The organism is Chitinibacter sp. S2-10, assembly GCF_046530675.1.
Lineage (GTDB): Bacteria > Pseudomonadota > Gammaproteobacteria > Burkholderiales > Chitinibacteraceae > Chitinibacter.
Map to the genome: position 1 here is coordinate 3055444 of NZ_CP172558.1, position 16410 is coordinate 3071853.

Here is a 16410-nt window from a genome sequence, read left to right on the forward strand (position 1 = left end):
GCTTCAATTTAGAGGAGAGTCAATATGCCCCAGTTTTCGTTTGGCCAGGCTTCATTGAAGGAACTCAAAGGTGTCCATACTGATTTGGTCGCGGTTGTAACTCGCGCCATTGCGCTTACTGTGCAGGATTTTTCTGTGCACGATGGAGTTCGAACAATTACTGAGCAGCAGAAGCTAATTGCTGCTGGCGCTTCGCAAACAATGGACTCACGTCATCTTACCGGGCATGCGGTTGATCTCGTGCCATATATCAATGGAAAGCGCCGTTGGGAATGGGCCCCAATCTTTGTGATTGCTGATGCGGTTCGAGTTGCCGCTCGAGAATTGGCAATCCCGCTACGCTGGGGTGGGGCTTGGGATGTGGATTTTACTACCTCTAGCGAATCACCAGAGGATTGGGTTTCTTCATATGTTGCCCATCGCAAGAAGCAAGGGCTGAGAGCTTTCATAGACGGGCCGCACTATGAGCTGCCTAAGGCCAAATATCCTTAGCTCCCTATTCTGAACAAAGCCTAGCCATAACCTACTTCAAATTCATGTGTTCATCGAGATATGGGAGAGATCATGCCCGACTTTGGCATAATAACTGCTAATCAGTATCAGGAGCAAACTCATGAGCCTTTGAAGAAAGGTGAAGCTCCTGAAGGCGAATTTCACATCACGGTGGCAATGGCTGGAGCCATCTCTGCGGGTGCATACACAGCTGGGGTTATGGATTTCCTGATAGAGGCGCTGGATGAATGGGAGAAGCAGCGTTGTAACCCTGAAGTTCCACAGCATCGGGTACGGCTAGTTGCACTTTCTGGCGCTTCCGCAGGTAGCGTAGTCAGTGCCGTTACGGCAGCACACCTTTATTACAATTTCTCACACGGGTCAAGCGAGCAAAACCCGTTGTACCAAGTTTGGGTCAAGGAGGTGGACATTGACGGTCTGCTCGATATGAATGACCTCCCCAAACTCCCTTCCGATTCAGTTCCGTCGTTATTGGACAGCAGTTATTTGACCAAAATTGGCTACAACATGATTGGGATATGGGGGGAGAGAAAATGGCAGGCAGCGCAACCTGAGTCCATAAAACGTCGCTGGATCGGTGAAGCCGACAATGCTTCTCTCAAAGTGGTCTTTACCCAAAATAACTTGAATGGTGTCCCTTATTGGGTTGGTATGAATGGTGGTAAGTATGGCATGACCCTGCATAGCGATCATATTCGTTTCGTGATTAGTTATGACCCCACAGAAATCAATCCCCCTCAATCACGACCAGACGAATATGCCCTCAATGCAACCTTTGTCGGCACCAGCCAAGTACGTGCAGATTGGACGCACTTTGTGAACCACGGTTTAGGTTCTGCTGCATTTCCTGGGGGCTTGGCTCATCGGGATTTGGAGCGTTATTGGCATGACTATGGATTTCGTTACTTAGTTGCTGCGGGCGTAGAGCCGTTGACAGGCTTACCGATGGCAATCCGTATGAAGCCAATCGAGTGGCAGGAAACACGTGGAGCAAACATGGATTATCGTTATCTTTGTGCTGACGGTGGCACCATGGATAACGAACCATTCGAACTCGCTCGCCACTACTTGTCGGGATTGGCTGGACACAATGAACGCGATGGAGAAAGAGCCAGCAAAGCAGTGATCATGATAGATCCCTTTCCTTCGGATGATACCTATCATCCACCCAAAGGGGATGAGGATGTATTGAATTCCTTGTTTATGCTACTCGGGGCATGGAAAGATCAGGCACGATTCTCAGCAGAAAACATGATGCTTGCAGAGCAGGATGATGTATTCAGTCGGTATTTAATACAGCCTCGCGGTAGTACAGGAATGGAGCTTGGAAAACCAGGAAAAAAACGCCAATTGGCATGTGGTGGGCTTGGAGGTTTTTCTGGCTTCTTTCGCGAAGAGTATCGCCATCATGACTTCATGCTGGGTCGATACAATTGTCAGCAATTCCTTCGTGAGCATTTATCGGTTATCGACGGAAATAAGCATGTGAAAGGTCGCTCTACGACTGAAACAGGACAGGTTCCAATTATCCCACTCTATGGCTCTGCAAATGATCAACAGCCAGCGCCTGTCTGGCCGATTAAAACTATTGATCCAAAAACAATGAATGATCTTGCTCGTAAACTTCGTGTTCGATTGGAATTATTACTAAAAAGGCTCTCTAAAAAACAGCATGCCGTACCGGGTTTTGTGACCAATTTACTGCTGAATTGGAAACTCAACGATTTGGCTGGTTTTTGCATCGATACCATCCAGAAAGATGCCATTGATGCTGGTTTGCAAACCAAATGGATTGAAATTTCGAAATGGCAAGGACCAGGTGGTCCGCACGGTATTTAGGACTGTGTGTGGAAACTGCAGCACAGAGCCTTTATGACGCTTCGCTATTGAAGGGGCACGGATCATGCCAGCAGAGAAAAAATATCAATTGGGTGAGGAGTTATCTATTCACTCGATAACCAGATTGGCCATCGCCATTATTGGGTTGGCATGCTTGGTTGGAGTGATATTGGCAGATCAAATTTCGACAGTATGGATCTGGGCTGGCCTGACAATTTGCTGGATGCTTGCCGATAGTAGTATCAAAAAGAAAGAGAATGCTATTTCCAATTGTGGAACTAAGCAACGTGCAGTCGCATATTGGCAGCCAGTATTGGCAGAATGGCGTTATTTAACCCGCAAAGACATCTCTACAGAACAAGACAAGATTTCCTCTTTCGAGGACTGGAACAAACTATGGGAAGCCGAAGGTCGTCTTCCATTCTGGGCAGATGTATTCGAAATCGAATTGGCCTGCGTTGGATTATTAAATTTGTCTGATCTGGAAGCCAAAGCATCCGTCTTGTCTGTGAAAATTGATATTTCTAAGATCCCTCAGCCTAAATGTTCCGATCCTAAAGATGGCAATGCCATCAAAGTTTATACGGAAACGTTGAGAAGCTGGGTGATCATGATAATTAAAGAACAGCAATGGAGCTTTAGTAAAAGCCTTCAACAAGAAAGTAATTTTCGATTTTTGCGACAAAACATTAAACACGGTTATCGCCGAATCGTGATTCCCGCAATTGGCATTACATTTTCATTACTGTTGAGTGATTTTTCAGGCTCGATGGGATTAGCAACACTCACATGGACTGCAGTCGCTGGGGTTTCAGGCGCCTATGCGAGCACGCTGCTTCGATTCAGCCGAACGCCAGAAAATAGCTCAGATGAATCTAAGAAGAGCGCATCAATAAGCGACATCATTTCAATTGGGACAGGTGGAGAAGGCGTTACGCAAGCTATGGTCGTTGGGATGTTGTTCTCGATAATAGGGTATTTCATTCTTGTAAGCGGTATGCAAGACAGCATCCTATCTACGCAGCTGGAAACGCACCTGTTTCCACAATTCACAACTGATTTTACTTGCAAATTGTCCAGACTGGACTGGTTGGCCGTACCAAATATGATTGAAGATTTAGCTAAGCTGACCGTCTGGGCATTCGTTTTTGGGTATGCGGAACGATTGGCCCCCGACGTTTTGAATAAATTATCCGGGAAGTTCGACAATAGCAAGTTATGAAAAGTAATATCACGCTAACGTTTAAGCTACGAAATTGAATTTATATATCTTTTATCATAGGTGATTTTCGTAAAGCGTTAATGACAGTACAATTATTAAGGTTTTTTATTATTTAAATAACATGCCAGCTATAGAGAAAAGTCATAATACAACATTAATCATAAAACATTAACCTCCATTAAATCAATAAAGACAAAGGAAAAGAGATGTCATCAAACACGGGAAATTTATCACTCTGGCTTAGTATATTCTTTATATTGGCTTCGTTGCTTGGAGTTGTTACCGTTTATTTGTTAATAATGAATAAAAATGTAGACAATGAAAGAATAGACAAGATTATAGATATTGGAAAGTGGTTTATTGTTTCTGTAGCAATAACGCTATCTGCAACAATAGTTAATGATGGGTTTAGAGAGCGAGAACAAGATATAAAGGAAATGGAAATATTTGACAAGTACGTAGCAACCATACTGGAGTCGAATAGTTTAGAGAAAAGAAAATTGTTGTGTGAGTATTTTGCATCAGTATCTCCAGAGGGAGCGATGAAGCAATCCTGGAAGCAGTACGAAAAAATTGTGGATCAGCACATATATGAAGACAAAAAAGATATTAATAAAATAGTCGAAATAGATAAAAAAATAGAGACAGGGGTTGCTACTGATTTGGATAAACAGCAAAAGGCAATACTAGAAGAAAAGTCAAAAATTAGGAACCAAAGCCTAGTTTTAAGAGAGGACGAGAAAAAAATGGTAATTATTGCAGGTGGTGACAAGAGTGTGGAATTGGCCAATGATGAGATTAAAAAAGTAAAAGCTTTGAACTACTCGGGAATAATTTATAAAAAAGGTGGTAGCTACAGAACTGTAGTTGGCCCATTCCCAGATGAAGGCATCATGATTGCTGCTCTAGGTGAGTTAAAAGAAAAAGTGAATAAAACTGCATACCCAGTGGATGTTAGAGTTTGGTGCCAAAGCCCTGAGGAAAAGCCTGACTATATTGCATGTAAGTAATGCTAGCTTAGCATTTAACCATCTTATTTTAGTAAATTTAATTTCTGCACTGTACTGCATTGATTTATGCCAATTGATTATTGGAGGCGACTCATGATTACCGTAGATACACTGAGAAAATTTGCACCAAAAATAAAGAATGCAGAGCTACATGCCGTAGCACTAGAAAATGCGAGGCTACTTAGCACTGTCACAACAGCACGTAGACTATGCCATTTTATGGGGCAAATTTTTGTAGAGACAAATGGATTTACCACCATGGAGGAAAATTTGAATTACACGAATCCAGAGCGACTTGATGCAATATTTTCTGCAATTAAAGGAAAAGGCGATGCCAGTAGTTTAATTGCACAAACCCCTAGAGATGTAGCCATTGCAAATCGTGTTTATGCCAACAGATTAGGCAATGGTGATGAGGCAAGTGGAGACGGATGGATGTATAGAGGTTCTGGTTATAAGCAGTTAACTGGGAGAAGTAATTATCGTGAAATTGGGGAAATTGTTGGGATCCAGATAGAAAAAAATCCTGAGCTTGCCCGACAGCCAGCAAATGCTGCTCGTATTGCATTTACATTTTGGGATAAGAAGTCTTGCTCCGAACTTGCCGATAACGGGGATGTTGAAGGGATTACAGAAAAAATAAATGGCGCTGCAAAACTAGGTTTGAATGAGAGACGAACAGCTACATTGAAAGCACTAGCCATATGGAAGTAGTAAACAAATAGATTTTTATATACAATCCTTGAGCATGAATTAAAAAAAACAGCAAAGTAAATACATATAATAAATATTGTTAGATCTTTCCATAAGTAAGTGAGTTGTCATTTCGAAGCTTGTAGGGTTGGGGGGGGGCAGTAATAAGTAGTCATTCATAGACTATTTACATGTTGCAAAGGAGGTTGTATGTCGATCTGGGCGATGTTCGTTAATAAATATTTCTTAAATTTAGTTACTCTTTTAGCCGCTACATTGTTATTCGGCTGCGCTAATGTACCACCCGAGTCGGTCACTTTAAGTAAAAATATTGGATTGGAAATAACAAAATCACAGGCAGCTCATCTTTCGACTCTCGATGCTTTCTACAAGATGCTTAGTGAGAATAACGACAAGTGGGTAACTGATATTTATTTACCGAAGCTAATCAATACAGCAGTCTCAGATTTATCAGTTGCCTGTAAAAAATCTGGAGACACCTCACTAAACTGCAGTCAACTAAATAACAACGATATGAAAAGAATATTATTAATAACCATTGAATTTCGTGACGGAATTCAGCGTGCACTATCCGCAAATAGAGATGAATCTGCTAGGCTAATTAATGAGCATTATTCCGAGCTAAAAATGGCTAACGCTACCGTAACTGGGTTGCTTGTATCCATCGTCGATGTTAAGAAGGCAACAAATGAATCAATAGAAAATATTGGTAAAACTACAGGGTTTATCATTAACGCCGACAAAATTCAGAGCACAGTAAACGACTTTCTAATCAAGGCTAGTGAAACAAGCGTACAGATCTCTGATCTAGAGAATAGCCTCTCTTTAATTACTAAATTATCCAAAAAATAAGTGACCTTCAATGCATGGAGAAATAATTATGCCGTTAAGTCAAGAGGAACGAGATGCAATCATAGATGCTGCCGCACACAAAACAGCGAAAGAATTTGCTGGTGAGATTGCGACTAGAACCTTACTAACAACAGCTGAAATCCTTGCTTTGGCGGAAACACAAGAGGAGCGGGTAAAGTTAGCAGCTGTTCTAAACGAAGTAACTCATGCAACTACAAGCAATGAGTCTAAGGCAAAAGCGATTCGAAATATTGAGGGTGGAGTGGAAGCTTTGATTAAGATTGCCTCAGTTTTAATTTAATAAAACGGTTATGTGGATTGCCTGAATGTCTATTGAACCTTTGACCATTTACATTTTTTGTAAAAAAACAATGATAGATCAATTTAATTAAGTCTTAATAATAAAATCCGACCAAGCTTGCATCATGACTCGACGTTGTTCTAGTAAATCGGTCCGGTGATATGCTGCTTCTACTTTATTACTTATTGCATGTGCTAAAGCACGCTCCGCCCAATCCCTTGGGTACTGATGATTGCTAGCCCAATCCCTAAAGCTACTGCGGAAGCCATGCGCAGTGGCAGAGCGCCCTTCAATATCGCTATGCGCTTCGTGCTTACGCAAAAACATGGTCAGTGCATTATCGGAAAGCTGCACACCCGCACGCGGACTTGGAAAAATGATTTCTTCATGCGCGCCTAGCTGCATCTTCAAAATCTCAATAGCCGCATCCGAGAGCGGCACGCGATGAATGACGGATGTTTTCATGCGCTCAGCAGGTATGGTCCAAACCGCGACGTGAAAATCAATTTCCTTCCAAGTTGCTCCACGCAACTCACCAGACCTTGCTGCTGTTAAAATTAAAAACAGCAGTGCGTTATAACTTACACTTCGGTTTCCACCTGACAAATTCTCAGCAACAAATTTTGGTACATCTTGCCAAGGCATTGCAGGCTGATGCTCAGCTCTTGCTGCATCCCCCTGCTTTGGTAATAAATGATGAACAACATCCACTGGATTGGCTGCCACATAACCATGCGCCCAAGCCCAGCCCATCACGGCATGCATACGCTGTTTAACCCGGCTTGCTGTTTCTGCCTTCTCCAGCCAAATAGGTCGTAAAACATTAGCAATGTCTTTTGGCATGACATCTGTGACAGGAGTCGAACCCAAATCCTTAAAGACATACATCTTTAGGCTATTAATCCAATCGCAGCCATGTTTTTCATTTCTCCAGCTTGGCAACAACTCTTGGTGAACTAACTCTGCTGCAGTTTGAAATGTCGGTATTTTAATTTCCAACGAGACTACATTTTTTTCGTCAATCGGATCAAGACCATTAGCTAACTGCTCTCGATACTGCCGCCCAAGCTCGCCAGCTTTAGCAATCGAAACGTCTGGGTAGCTACCAAGCCCCATTTTTCTGCGCTTACCAGAAATGGGACTGACAAAGCGCAAAATCCACTTACCATGCCCTTTTTTAACTGTTGGCTCAAGCGCAAGACCGGTAATCCCACCATGAGCAATCTGCCCATCACCAGGTTTGATTGCCCGAGCTTTAGTATCAGTGAGCACTGCCATAGCACCTCCATCAGGGTACCATTTAGTGTACCATTAAGAACAATCCCCCATTGAATCACATTGGACTAAATCAGACAAAAAACAATGCAACATATTGAATAAACATTGAATATCAATCAACACTAGGCATAATTGGACTTTAAGTTGGTGGCCCCCACCTCCACCAACACCAAACAATAAAGCCCTGATTTATCAGGGCTTTATTGTTATTAGATTACACCAGTGTCTCATCGTTTTTAACGGCAACAAAAGATGGTGATGCCAAGCAACTGGCACTGCAACAATTACCAGTACTCAATGCTTTTGCCGAAAAAACAACCGGGCATAAGCCGTACGTCGACTTCCATTAAAAATATACCGAATAGGGAAAAGAAATGACCTATTTGGCAGCACGACCATGAGCATATGCAGGAACTTCGATGGTAAACTGCGGACTGTGTTATGCCATTGCGATTGACTGAGTAAAACTAGTTTTAACCATGCACAGCGCCTTTTTCATTCCTCGTAAACACCAGCTCGTGATGTTGATCATGCTGCTGTGCGCGTGGCTGCCTATCGCCAGCATGGTGTCGTTTTCTCATTCACCGCTCGTGACTCAACAAATTGAGCAGCAGCGCCATGCTGAATTGGCTGTTGATCTTGATGAGCATGGGCATAGCCATCATGATGGCGAAGTCGCAGAGCAAGCCGCAGGGCATGTACATGGGCACGCGAACTTTGATCACGATCATGAACTACCGCAAATCCTCCTAGAAACAAACGATTCAGTCCATCCGCCTCAAATTGCTTGGCTTCAGCAGCGGCATGCTGTTGACTATTCAGCTCCCAGCTATCGGCTTGAACGCCCACCTCGTCTCACAGTAGTTGCTTAACACGCGCCGTCATCAAGACGGCTGGTTAATCACTCATGTGAGAGTTCTCTATGTTTCAGAATCGTTTTAACGGGCTGACAAGCTGGCGCTCGCCTGCTGCGTTGTTCTGGCTGGCGTTTGCCTGCTTATTTTTTATGGCCGCTGGGGCTCATGCCCACGGAGTCGCCGAGGGTGATAAAGGCTATATCGCCGAAATTACCGGAGTGCACTTCTTATCTTTCATGTACTTGGGCGCCAAGCACATGATGACGGGCTACGACCATATCCTGTTTTTGTTTGGTGTGATTTTTTTCCTCTACAAGCTCAAGGACATTGGTCTGTATGTCAGCCTATTTGCCATCGGCCACTCAAGCACCATGTTGCTCGGGGTGTATTTTGGTTCAGGAGTCAGCGGCTACTTGATTGACGCCATCATTGGCTTCTCTGTTGTGTACAAGGCACTTGATAACGTTGGCGCTTTCCAGCGCTGGTTTGGCGTGCAACCCAACACCAAATGGGCGACGCTGATCTTTGGTTTTTTCCATGGTTTTGGTCTGGCAACCAAGGTATTGGAATACGAAATCTCCAAAGATGGACTTTGGCCTAATCTGATCGCATTCAACATCGGCGTTGAAATTGGTCAGTTGCTCGCTTTGTTCTCCATTCTGATCGTGATGAATTACTGGCGCCGGAGTGCCAGCTTCATCCGCCATGCTTACACCGCCAACATCGCGATGATGAGTGCAGGCTTTGTGCTGATCGGCATGCAATTAACCGGTTATTTCGTGGCTTAAGCCATCCTCGCAAAATACAAGGAGTTCAATATGTACAACACTGATATGCCCACTCGCGCTGAATTGCCCAGCGCACAAAAATTATTTCGCTCTACTTTGCTGGCCTTAAGCACAGCGGCTATTTTGCTGATTACGGTTGTACTGCCTGCGGAATATGGCATTGATCCAACCGGCGTTGGCAATGCTTTAGGCCTGAAAAAAATGGGCGAAATCAAACAGGCACTCGCAGCTGAAGCGGCCCAAGATGCGGCGAAAGATGCTGTGGCAGCAGGTAATTCACCACTGCAGTCGACAGCCCAGGCTGCAACCGCCGAACAAGCCAAGCCAGTAACGGAAACCAACCGTATCGCTCGCAATGATCAGACGGTGATTACACTCAAACCAGGTGAAGCAACTGAAATCAAAATGGAGATGCAAAAAGGAGCCAAGGTGAACTATTCGTGGCGCAGTGAAGGCGGCTTGGTCAACGTAGATGCTCATGGCGACCCAATCAACCCGCCAGAAGGCTTCTACCACGGCTATGGAAAAGAGAAGCAGATCGCCGGTAAAGAAGGCGTTCTTGAAGCTGCGTTTGATGGCAAACATGGTTGGTTTTGGCGCAATCGCTCCGACGTTAATGTAACCATCACGCTGAAAACCAGTGGCAACTATAGATCCATCAAAAAAATGATGTAACTCGCCACGTATCATGCGTTAGAAAATCAATTTAAAAACCAGGACTTACACAATGAAAACCATGACTCAAGTAATTCGTTTCAGCATTCTGGCTGCATTGATCAGCATGACTGCAGCCTGCGGCAACAGCAATGCTGATACTTCAAATGCCAAAGAGCAGGCACATGGGCACAGCCACGATTAATAGGCTGTTAGCTTGATGATATAAAATGGCGAGCATAGATTGCTCGCCATTTTTATTAACACTATGTCTGCTTAGGCCGAGCAACAGACCTTCCACATACAAGATATAGAGGCCGCTTAGTATTACTTTTCGGCCTCTATATCCCATCATTTACGGTAAAAGTGCTAGGTTTTTTACACACCGCAGCGACTAATTCAGCATGAGTCGGGTTGTAGTAGCGCATGGCCAAAAGACTTATCAATAAAGGGTCATGTAACTAACGCTACACTATGAAGCTGGGAGAATTCGTGGCGCAGGTCATGAAAACGCAGGCCAGAGATTTCGGCCTTGGTGCACGCCAGCCGAAATGCTTTGCTCAAACCACGACTGTCATGAAACGAATTGACCCGCTCTTTAGCACTGCTTGGTTCTGGCAAACTACGAAGTAACTCCTCCGCTTCTGCTGTGAGGGGGACGGCACGCTTGCTACCGTTTTTGGTTCTGCTCAGCAAAATAACTGCCGCATCAAGGTCAATCTGCTGCCAGGTTAACCCGACAATTTCACCGGCTCGCATCCCCGTCTCAATGGCTAAGCGGATGGCAACCAACAACCCGCTGTTGTCACTATGACAGGCTTTGGCTGCGGCCATGAGGCGCACTTCTTCATCACCCGCTAAGCGCCGGTCGCGCCCTTCTGGCTGTTTTGGCTTTCGAATAGCCGCAATCGGATTATCGACCGGAATGCTCCACTCTTTTTTGGCGACAGTGAACAGATTGGAGATAAGCGCCAGCTCCAGCCGAACAGTACTGGCACTGACCTCCTCCAAACGACTGTCCCTATACTTGCTGAAGTCCACGCCGCGCAATTGCGCCAAGGGGCGAAGCGCAAGTGGATGAGCCAGCCAACGGCGAATGGTTGACCGTTCATTTTCGGCGCTGCGTTTATGGGGAGTAATTTCTTCTTCGTAGCGCACTAATGCTTGGCCAAGGGTTGTTCGCTCCGCCTCGCGGCGATCAACGAAAATGCCTTGGTGCATTTCAGATTCGATACGCTTCGCCCAATTGGCTGCTTCAGCCTTGGTTTCGAAAGTTTGCGTTAAACGAGGGAAGCCTTTGATGCAGATACTAGCTTGATATTGGCGAGCGCCACGATGTTGAATTGTTGCCATCAGCCCTATTCCTTGAGTCGAGAATAGGTATAGCCCAACGACCACACCATGATTTGCTGAAAAGTGGAAACTCACTCCAACTACAGCAAAATTACAGCAATAAATCGTTTTAAATGCACAAAGGGTCAGCACTTGCGTGCTAACCCTTTGATTTTACTGGTGCCGACGGCAGGAATCGAACTCGCGACCCCCTGATTACAAGTCAGGTGCTCTACCAACTGAGCTACATCGGCTAAGAGCTGTGCATTATACTCAATGTTTTTCGATATGCAAGCAAAACAGATTTATTTTAAGTCTTTACTGCTAAAAAATGCGTCCGAGAAGAATTCATCTTCAGGCAGACCGTGTGAAACAAAATGCTTGAACGCTGCTTCAACCATCACCGGCGCGCCGCAGGCGTAAACCTGATAGTGCTTCAAACTGGCAAAATCGGCCAAGACGGCTTCGTGCACCAGCCCTGTTCGACCCTGCCATTGATCGCTGTCTTTGGGCTCGGAAAACACCGGAATAAAAGTGAAATTCGGGTGCTTTTGCTGCCATTCTGACGGGATGGAGGGCATATACAGGTCTTCGAGCGAGCGACAGCCCCAGTAAAACACCATTTCGCGTTGCGTGTTATTGGCCAGCGCGTGCTCGACAATGCCTTTGATCGGCGCAAAGCCGGTTCCGGTGGCGATAAAAATAATCGGCTTATCCGAGTCTTCGCGCAGGAAGAAACTCCCCAAGGGGCCGGTAAAGCGGAAAATTTCGCGTTCTTTCATCGTCTCCCACACATAGCCAGAAAACTCGCCACCCGGCACATGCCGGATATGCAACTCGATAAAGCCTTCCTGATGCGGCGCATTGGCGATCGAGAAACTGCGTTTTTTGCCACTTTTGGTGTGAATATCGATGTATTGTCCGGCCAGAAATTGCAGCTTTTCAGTCGACGGCAATTTCAGTGTCAGCACGGCAACGTCGTGCGAGACTTTGTCGATTTTTTCGATCCGCGTCGGCAGCGTTTTGATCTGGATGTCTTTGGTCGCCGCCACTTCGCGGCATTCGATGCTCACCGTATCGCTCACTGGCGTTGCACAGCAAAACAGCGCCAAACCTTTATCGATTTCAGCGTGACTCAGCGCGGTTTCAGAGTGATCGCCGTGCGCGACTTCACCGGCAAGCACTTTACCCTTGCACGCACCGCACGAGCCGTTTTTGCAACCGTAGGGCATGTTAAAGCCCTCCCGCATCGCAGCGTCGAGCAGCGTTTCGCCGTCAAAAATACTCAGTTGCTGGCCTGAAGGTTCGATGATAAGTTGCTTGCTCATTCTGATCGGATTTCCAAACTGTGCGAAAAAAACGGTTATTGATTGTCGGGTGCGGCGACGTAGTGCAACGCGCCCTGCCTTGGTTAGTGCAACGATTTACAGTGTATGCGACTGCACGCGGCATTGATAAAGCGCTTCAACTACATGCCCTTGGGGTGTACCCCATTGTGGCCGACCTGGATCAGCGCGGCTCACTCTCCCGGCTAGCCGATATGGCCGATTACATCATTCACAGTACACCGCCCAGTACAGACGGTAGCGACGATGTACGAACTCGCCGCCTGCTTGCTGCGATTTCGCGCCCGCGCCGCGCAGCTCACGCCACACAGCCAATTTTATCACAGCGTCGCGTCGCCTATATCAGCACCAGCGGCGTTTACGGCGACCACGCTGGCGCATGGCTCGATGAAACCTCACGCCAACTGGCCAAAAATGGCCGCGCGTTGCGGCGCGTATCGGCCGAGCGCCAATTGCGCAGCTGGGCGCTGCGCCAGTCTCTGGCGACAGATCGCCCCACCCGCGTCAGCATCGTTCGTGCACCGGGGATTTACGCGCTGGATCGTTTGCCGACGGCGCGGATTGCGCGTGGCGAACCGGGGATTAATGCAGCAGAGGACAGCGTCAGCAACCACATTCACGCCGATGATCTGGCGCACGCAGTTTGCCTAGCGCTGTTTCGCGGCTTGCCGCAGCGCGCTTACAATATTGTTGACGATGAACCGCATGGCATGAGCGAGTGGTTTGATCAGGTCGCCGACTTTACCGCCCTGCCGCGCGTCGCCAAAATCAGCCGCGCCGAGGCGCAAAGCCAGCTCTCACCTGCGATGCTGTCGTATCTGAATGAATCACGGCAAATTGACAACCGGCGAGCCAAAAAGGAGTTGCGCTGGCACCCGAAATATCCGGCAACGGCAGCGTTCTTTGCCCAAAACAAAGGCAGGTATATCGCCACAAGCAAGTATTGATAACATCTGCGTCAATATACCCAAAAGAAACTCATGAGCAAACCGGGTTATTTTGCAATTCGCGTTCGAGCACGGTTTTCAACGCGGCAAAACAATCAGCATCGATGGCATTGCCGACCATGCCACTCATAATCTCAATCGTTTTTTCTGGCGAATTGGCTTTGTGATACGGACGCTCGGCGCTGATAGCGTCGAAAATGTCGGCTACCGTGATAATCCGTGTTTCCAGCCTGATATCGGGCGCACTTAAACGGCGCGGATAACCGTTACCGTCGAGCCGTTCATGGTGCGCGCCGGCCACCAAGGCCAGATCGTCAAATTGCGCGATTTTGCCCAGAATTTCTTCGGTTAATCGCGCGTGTTGCTGCACCGCGCGAAACTCGTCGTCAGTCAGCTTGCCCGGTTTTTCCAGAATGGCGCTGCTCACACCGAGCTTGCCGACATCGTGCAGCAGCGCGGCGCGTTTGACCCAGTTACGCCTTTGATCATCAAAACCCAGCTCTTGTGCGGTCAGATCGGCATAAAAACCGACGCGCTCACTATGACCGGCAGTAAACGGGCTTTTCGCATCGACGACCTGACCAAAAGCCGAGGCGATTTCGTCCATATAGTCATCGTCGAGCGGTACAGTAAACTGCGCCGGTTCGAGCGCCAATACCGCCTTGGCAATATCAGCATCAGCCAGCGTTTGCCAGAACGCGTCGTCAAGAGCGACTTTTTCAAATGCGGCCACCAGCAAGGGATCAAACCAGAACTCGGCCCGCTGGCGAATTTCGCTCAGTGCGGCGGCCTTGCCCTCAAGTGGGCCGTGTGAAAAATGGAATACATCGATAATCTGCGAGAGCAAGGCGATTCGGGCATAGAGCGGAATCTGATCGCCCTGCAGGCCTTCGGGTCGGCCGCCGCCATTCCAGTGCTCGTCGAGCGAATGAATGCCGAGCGCCACCGATTCAGGAAAGCGCAATTGCCGCGCGATGCGCGCGCCGCGGTCGCAACGCGTCTGGATCAGCTCGTCGGCAATCGTGTCGCCGTTGCGCATGATATTCAGAATCGCGGTCAGACGTTTAGTCCAGCTTTCATTGCGCCCGGTGTGCTTGAACACAAAGCCCAGCACTTGCGACAGATTGGTGCCGACCAGCTTGAAATCACGCTTGAAGCTTTGATCGTCGGTCAGATACAGCTCGCAAATGCGCGCCGCATTGCTGCTGCAACCCAAGTCTTTCAGTAGCAGCGTGTAATACAGCTCCCAGAGCGCCTGCTCGCTCATGCCGATCTGCTTGCCGATATGCACGCCAATCCAGCAGCAACGCACGCAATGGCCTTCGGGCTGGCCTTCGGTCATATCGAGCGCATAAGACAGCGAACCGAGTAGCTCGGCCAATTTCAAAGATTTTCCCATCGTTTATCTCGCTGATACTTAAGCCGTCAGAATAGGCTGCAACGGTCGAAATCCGAAATTCAATCATACCCAAGCGGGTATACCTACCAAGGCACTACCACAAAACGCCTGCAATCAAATACCCTCACACAAAAACAGCGGCACTCAGCCGCTGTTTGATCTACCAATTGACATGCAAACAATCAATCCGTTCCGCGCGCGCGATCAGCGTTGAATTTCGCAACATGCTGCGGGAATTGATCCGCTTCGATCGCATCACGCATTTCCTGCATCAACACTTGGTAGTAATGCAGATTGTGGATGGTATTGAGCTGCGAGCTCAGGATCTCCTGACTGCGAAATAAATGGTGCAAGTAGGCGCGGCTGAAGTTGCGGCAAGTATAGCAATCGCAGCTCTCGTCGAGCGGACGTTTGTCCTGTTTGTAATGCGCATTTTTGATTTTGACGTTGCCGTAGCGGGTAAACAGCATGCCGTTGCGCGCATTGCGCGTTGGCATCACGCAATCGAACATATCAATACCTTGGCTTACGCCGTAGACCAGATCTTCCGGCGTGCCAACGCCCATCAGGTAGCGTGGTTTGTTGACCGGCAATTGCGGCGCGGTATGCGCCAGAATGCGTTCCATTTCTTCTTTGGGCTCGCCGACCGACAAACCGCCAATCGCCATGCCGTGAAAATCAAGCTCGTTCAGGCCAGCCAGCGATTCATTACGCAGGTCTTCGTGCATGCCGCCTTGCACGATGCCGAACAGTGCGTTCGGATTTTCCAGCTTTTGAAATTCGTCTTTCGAGCGTTTGGCCCAACGCAGACTCAGCCGCATCGATTCAGCGGCGGTTTTATGATCGGCCGGATATGGCGTGCATTCGTCAAAAATCATCACGACGTCGGAATTAAGCACCTTCTGGATGCGCATCGATTCTTCGGGCGTCAGAAATAATTTATCGCCATTGATCGGGCTTTGGAACTTCACGCCTTCTTCGGTGATTTTGCGCATCGCGCCCAAACTAAACACTTGAAAACCACCCGAGTCGGTCAGCATCGGCTTATCCCAGCCCATAAACTGGTGCAGGCCGCCAAATTGCTCAATAACTTCCAGACCCGGGCGCAACCACAGATGGAAGGTATTGCCGAGAATAATCTGCGCCTTGATGTCATTCAAATCGCGCGGCGTCATCGCTTTGACGGTGCCATAAGTGCCAACTGGCATAAACACCGGCGTTTGCACCACGCCGTGATTCAGCGTCAAAGTGCCACGGCGAGCGCCGGCACTGGTGGTTTTCAATTCGAATTGCATGGAATTTCCCAGAAAAAAGCAGCCGGAGACACAGTCCGGCGCGAGGCGGCAAGATTAGCGGCG

General features: G+C 47.5%; 17 protein-coding genes and 1 tRNA gene. 12 read left to right on the top strand and 6 right to left on the bottom strand.

Annotation, left to right across the window (positions count from 1 at the left end; translation table 11 throughout):
• Positions 1-24: 24 nt before the first annotated feature.
• The 7 genes from ACG2XO_RS14305 to ACG2XO_RS14335 all read left to right on the top strand — a co-directional run bounded on the left by ACG2XO_RS14305 (position 25) and on the right by ACG2XO_RS14335 (position 6451).
• On the top strand, positions 25-492 hold the full coding sequence (locus ACG2XO_RS14305) for a M15 family metallopeptidase (RefSeq protein ID WP_410498667.1): 468 nt from the start codon (positions 25-27) through the stop codon (positions 490-492).
• Positions 493-564: 72 nt separating this feature from the next.
• Complete coding sequence (locus ACG2XO_RS14310; RefSeq protein WP_410498668.1) at positions 565-2352, top strand: hypothetical protein; 1788 nt, start codon at positions 565-567, stop codon at positions 2350-2352.
• Between the two features lie 64 nt (positions 2353-2416).
• Positions 2417-3574: a hypothetical protein gene (locus ACG2XO_RS14315; RefSeq protein WP_410498669.1), complete on the top strand. Its 1158-nt coding sequence runs from the start codon at positions 2417-2419 to the stop codon at positions 3572-3574.
• A gap of 206 nt (positions 3575-3780) precedes the next feature.
• The gene (locus ACG2XO_RS14320; RefSeq protein ID WP_410498670.1) at positions 3781-4584 is read left to right on the top strand and encodes an SPOR domain-containing protein; all 804 of its coding nucleotides are present in this window, start codon (positions 3781-3783) and stop codon (positions 4582-4584) included.
• 93 nt (positions 4585-4677) lie between these two features.
• The gene (locus tag ACG2XO_RS14325; protein WP_410498671.1) at positions 4678-5298 is read left to right on the top strand and encodes a glycoside hydrolase family 19 protein; all 621 of its coding nucleotides are present in this window, start codon (positions 4678-4680) and stop codon (positions 5296-5298) included.
• Between the two features lie 189 nt (positions 5299-5487).
• Complete coding sequence (locus tag ACG2XO_RS14330; protein ID WP_410498672.1) at positions 5488-6150, top strand: hypothetical protein; 663 nt, start codon at positions 5488-5490, stop codon at positions 6148-6150.
• A gap of 28 nt (positions 6151-6178) precedes the next feature.
• A complete protein-coding gene (locus tag ACG2XO_RS14335) occupies positions 6179-6451 on the top strand; it encodes a hypothetical protein (protein ID WP_410498673.1) in 273 nt (90 codons plus the stop codon).
• Positions 6452-6538: 87 nt separating this feature from the next.
• Here ACG2XO_RS14335 and ACG2XO_RS14340 read toward each other — a convergent pair whose 3' ends face one another.
• The gene (locus tag ACG2XO_RS14340) at positions 6539-7729 is read right to left on the bottom strand and encodes a tyrosine-type recombinase/integrase (protein WP_410498674.1); all 1191 of its coding nucleotides are present in this window, start codon (positions 7727-7729) and stop codon (positions 6539-6541) included.
• Between the two features lie 479 nt (positions 7730-8208).
• Between ACG2XO_RS14340 and ACG2XO_RS14345 the strand changes: the two genes are divergently transcribed.
• The 4 genes from ACG2XO_RS14345 to ACG2XO_RS14360 all read left to right on the top strand — a co-directional run bounded on the left by ACG2XO_RS14345 (position 8209) and on the right by ACG2XO_RS14360 (position 10233).
• Positions 8209-8601: a hypothetical protein gene (locus tag ACG2XO_RS14345; protein ID WP_410498675.1), complete on the top strand. Its 393-nt coding sequence runs from the start codon at positions 8209-8211 to the stop codon at positions 8599-8601.
• A gap of 134 nt (positions 8602-8735) precedes the next feature.
• Complete coding sequence (locus tag ACG2XO_RS14350; RefSeq protein WP_410500271.1) at positions 8736-9374, top strand: HupE/UreJ family protein; 639 nt, start codon at positions 8736-8738, stop codon at positions 9372-9374.
• Between the two features lie 63 nt (positions 9375-9437).
• Positions 9438-10049, top strand: a complete 612-nt coding sequence (locus ACG2XO_RS14355) for a transmembrane anchor protein (RefSeq protein ID WP_410498676.1) — start codon at positions 9438-9440, stop codon at positions 10047-10049.
• 52 nt (positions 10050-10101) lie between these two features.
• Positions 10102-10233 (top strand): hypothetical protein, encoded by a 132-nt coding sequence (locus tag ACG2XO_RS14360; protein WP_410498677.1) that lies wholly within the window; start codon positions 10102-10104, stop codon positions 10231-10233.
• Positions 10234-10481: 248 nt separating this feature from the next.
• Here the strand turns inward: ACG2XO_RS14360 and ACG2XO_RS14365 are convergent, their stop codons facing one another.
• From ACG2XO_RS14365 to ACG2XO_RS14375, 3 genes are all read right to left on the bottom strand, one after another.
• On the bottom strand, positions 10482-11381 hold the full coding sequence (locus ACG2XO_RS14365) for a tyrosine-type recombinase/integrase (protein WP_410498678.1): 900 nt from the start codon (positions 11379-11381) through the stop codon (positions 10482-10484).
• Positions 11382-11538: 157 nt separating this feature from the next.
• Positions 11539-11614: transfer RNA gene (locus ACG2XO_RS14370), tRNA-Thr, on the bottom strand.
• Positions 11615-11665: 51 nt separating this feature from the next.
• Entirely contained in the window at positions 11666-12688 is a 1023-nt protein-coding gene (locus tag ACG2XO_RS14375; protein ID WP_410498679.1) for a CDP-6-deoxy-delta-3,4-glucoseen reductase, read from the bottom strand.
• Between the two features lie 86 nt (positions 12689-12774).
• On the opposite strand from ACG2XO_RS14375, the gene ACG2XO_RS14380 reads away from it, so the two are divergent.
• On the top strand, positions 12775-13653 hold the full coding sequence (locus tag ACG2XO_RS14380) for an SDR family NAD(P)-dependent oxidoreductase (RefSeq protein ID WP_410498680.1): 879 nt from the start codon (positions 12775-12777) through the stop codon (positions 13651-13653).
• 31 nt (positions 13654-13684) lie between these two features.
• On the opposite strand, the gene ACG2XO_RS14385 is transcribed toward ACG2XO_RS14380, so the two are convergent.
• Entirely contained in the window at positions 13685-15052 is a 1368-nt protein-coding gene (locus ACG2XO_RS14385; RefSeq protein ID WP_410498681.1) for an HD-GYP domain-containing protein, read from the bottom strand.
• Positions 15053-15234: 182 nt separating this feature from the next.
• Complete coding sequence (gene tgt / locus ACG2XO_RS14390) at positions 15235-16347, bottom strand: tRNA guanosine(34) transglycosylase Tgt (RefSeq protein WP_410498682.1); 1113 nt, start codon at positions 16345-16347, stop codon at positions 15235-15237.
• Between the last annotated feature and the right edge of the window lie 63 nt (positions 16348-16410).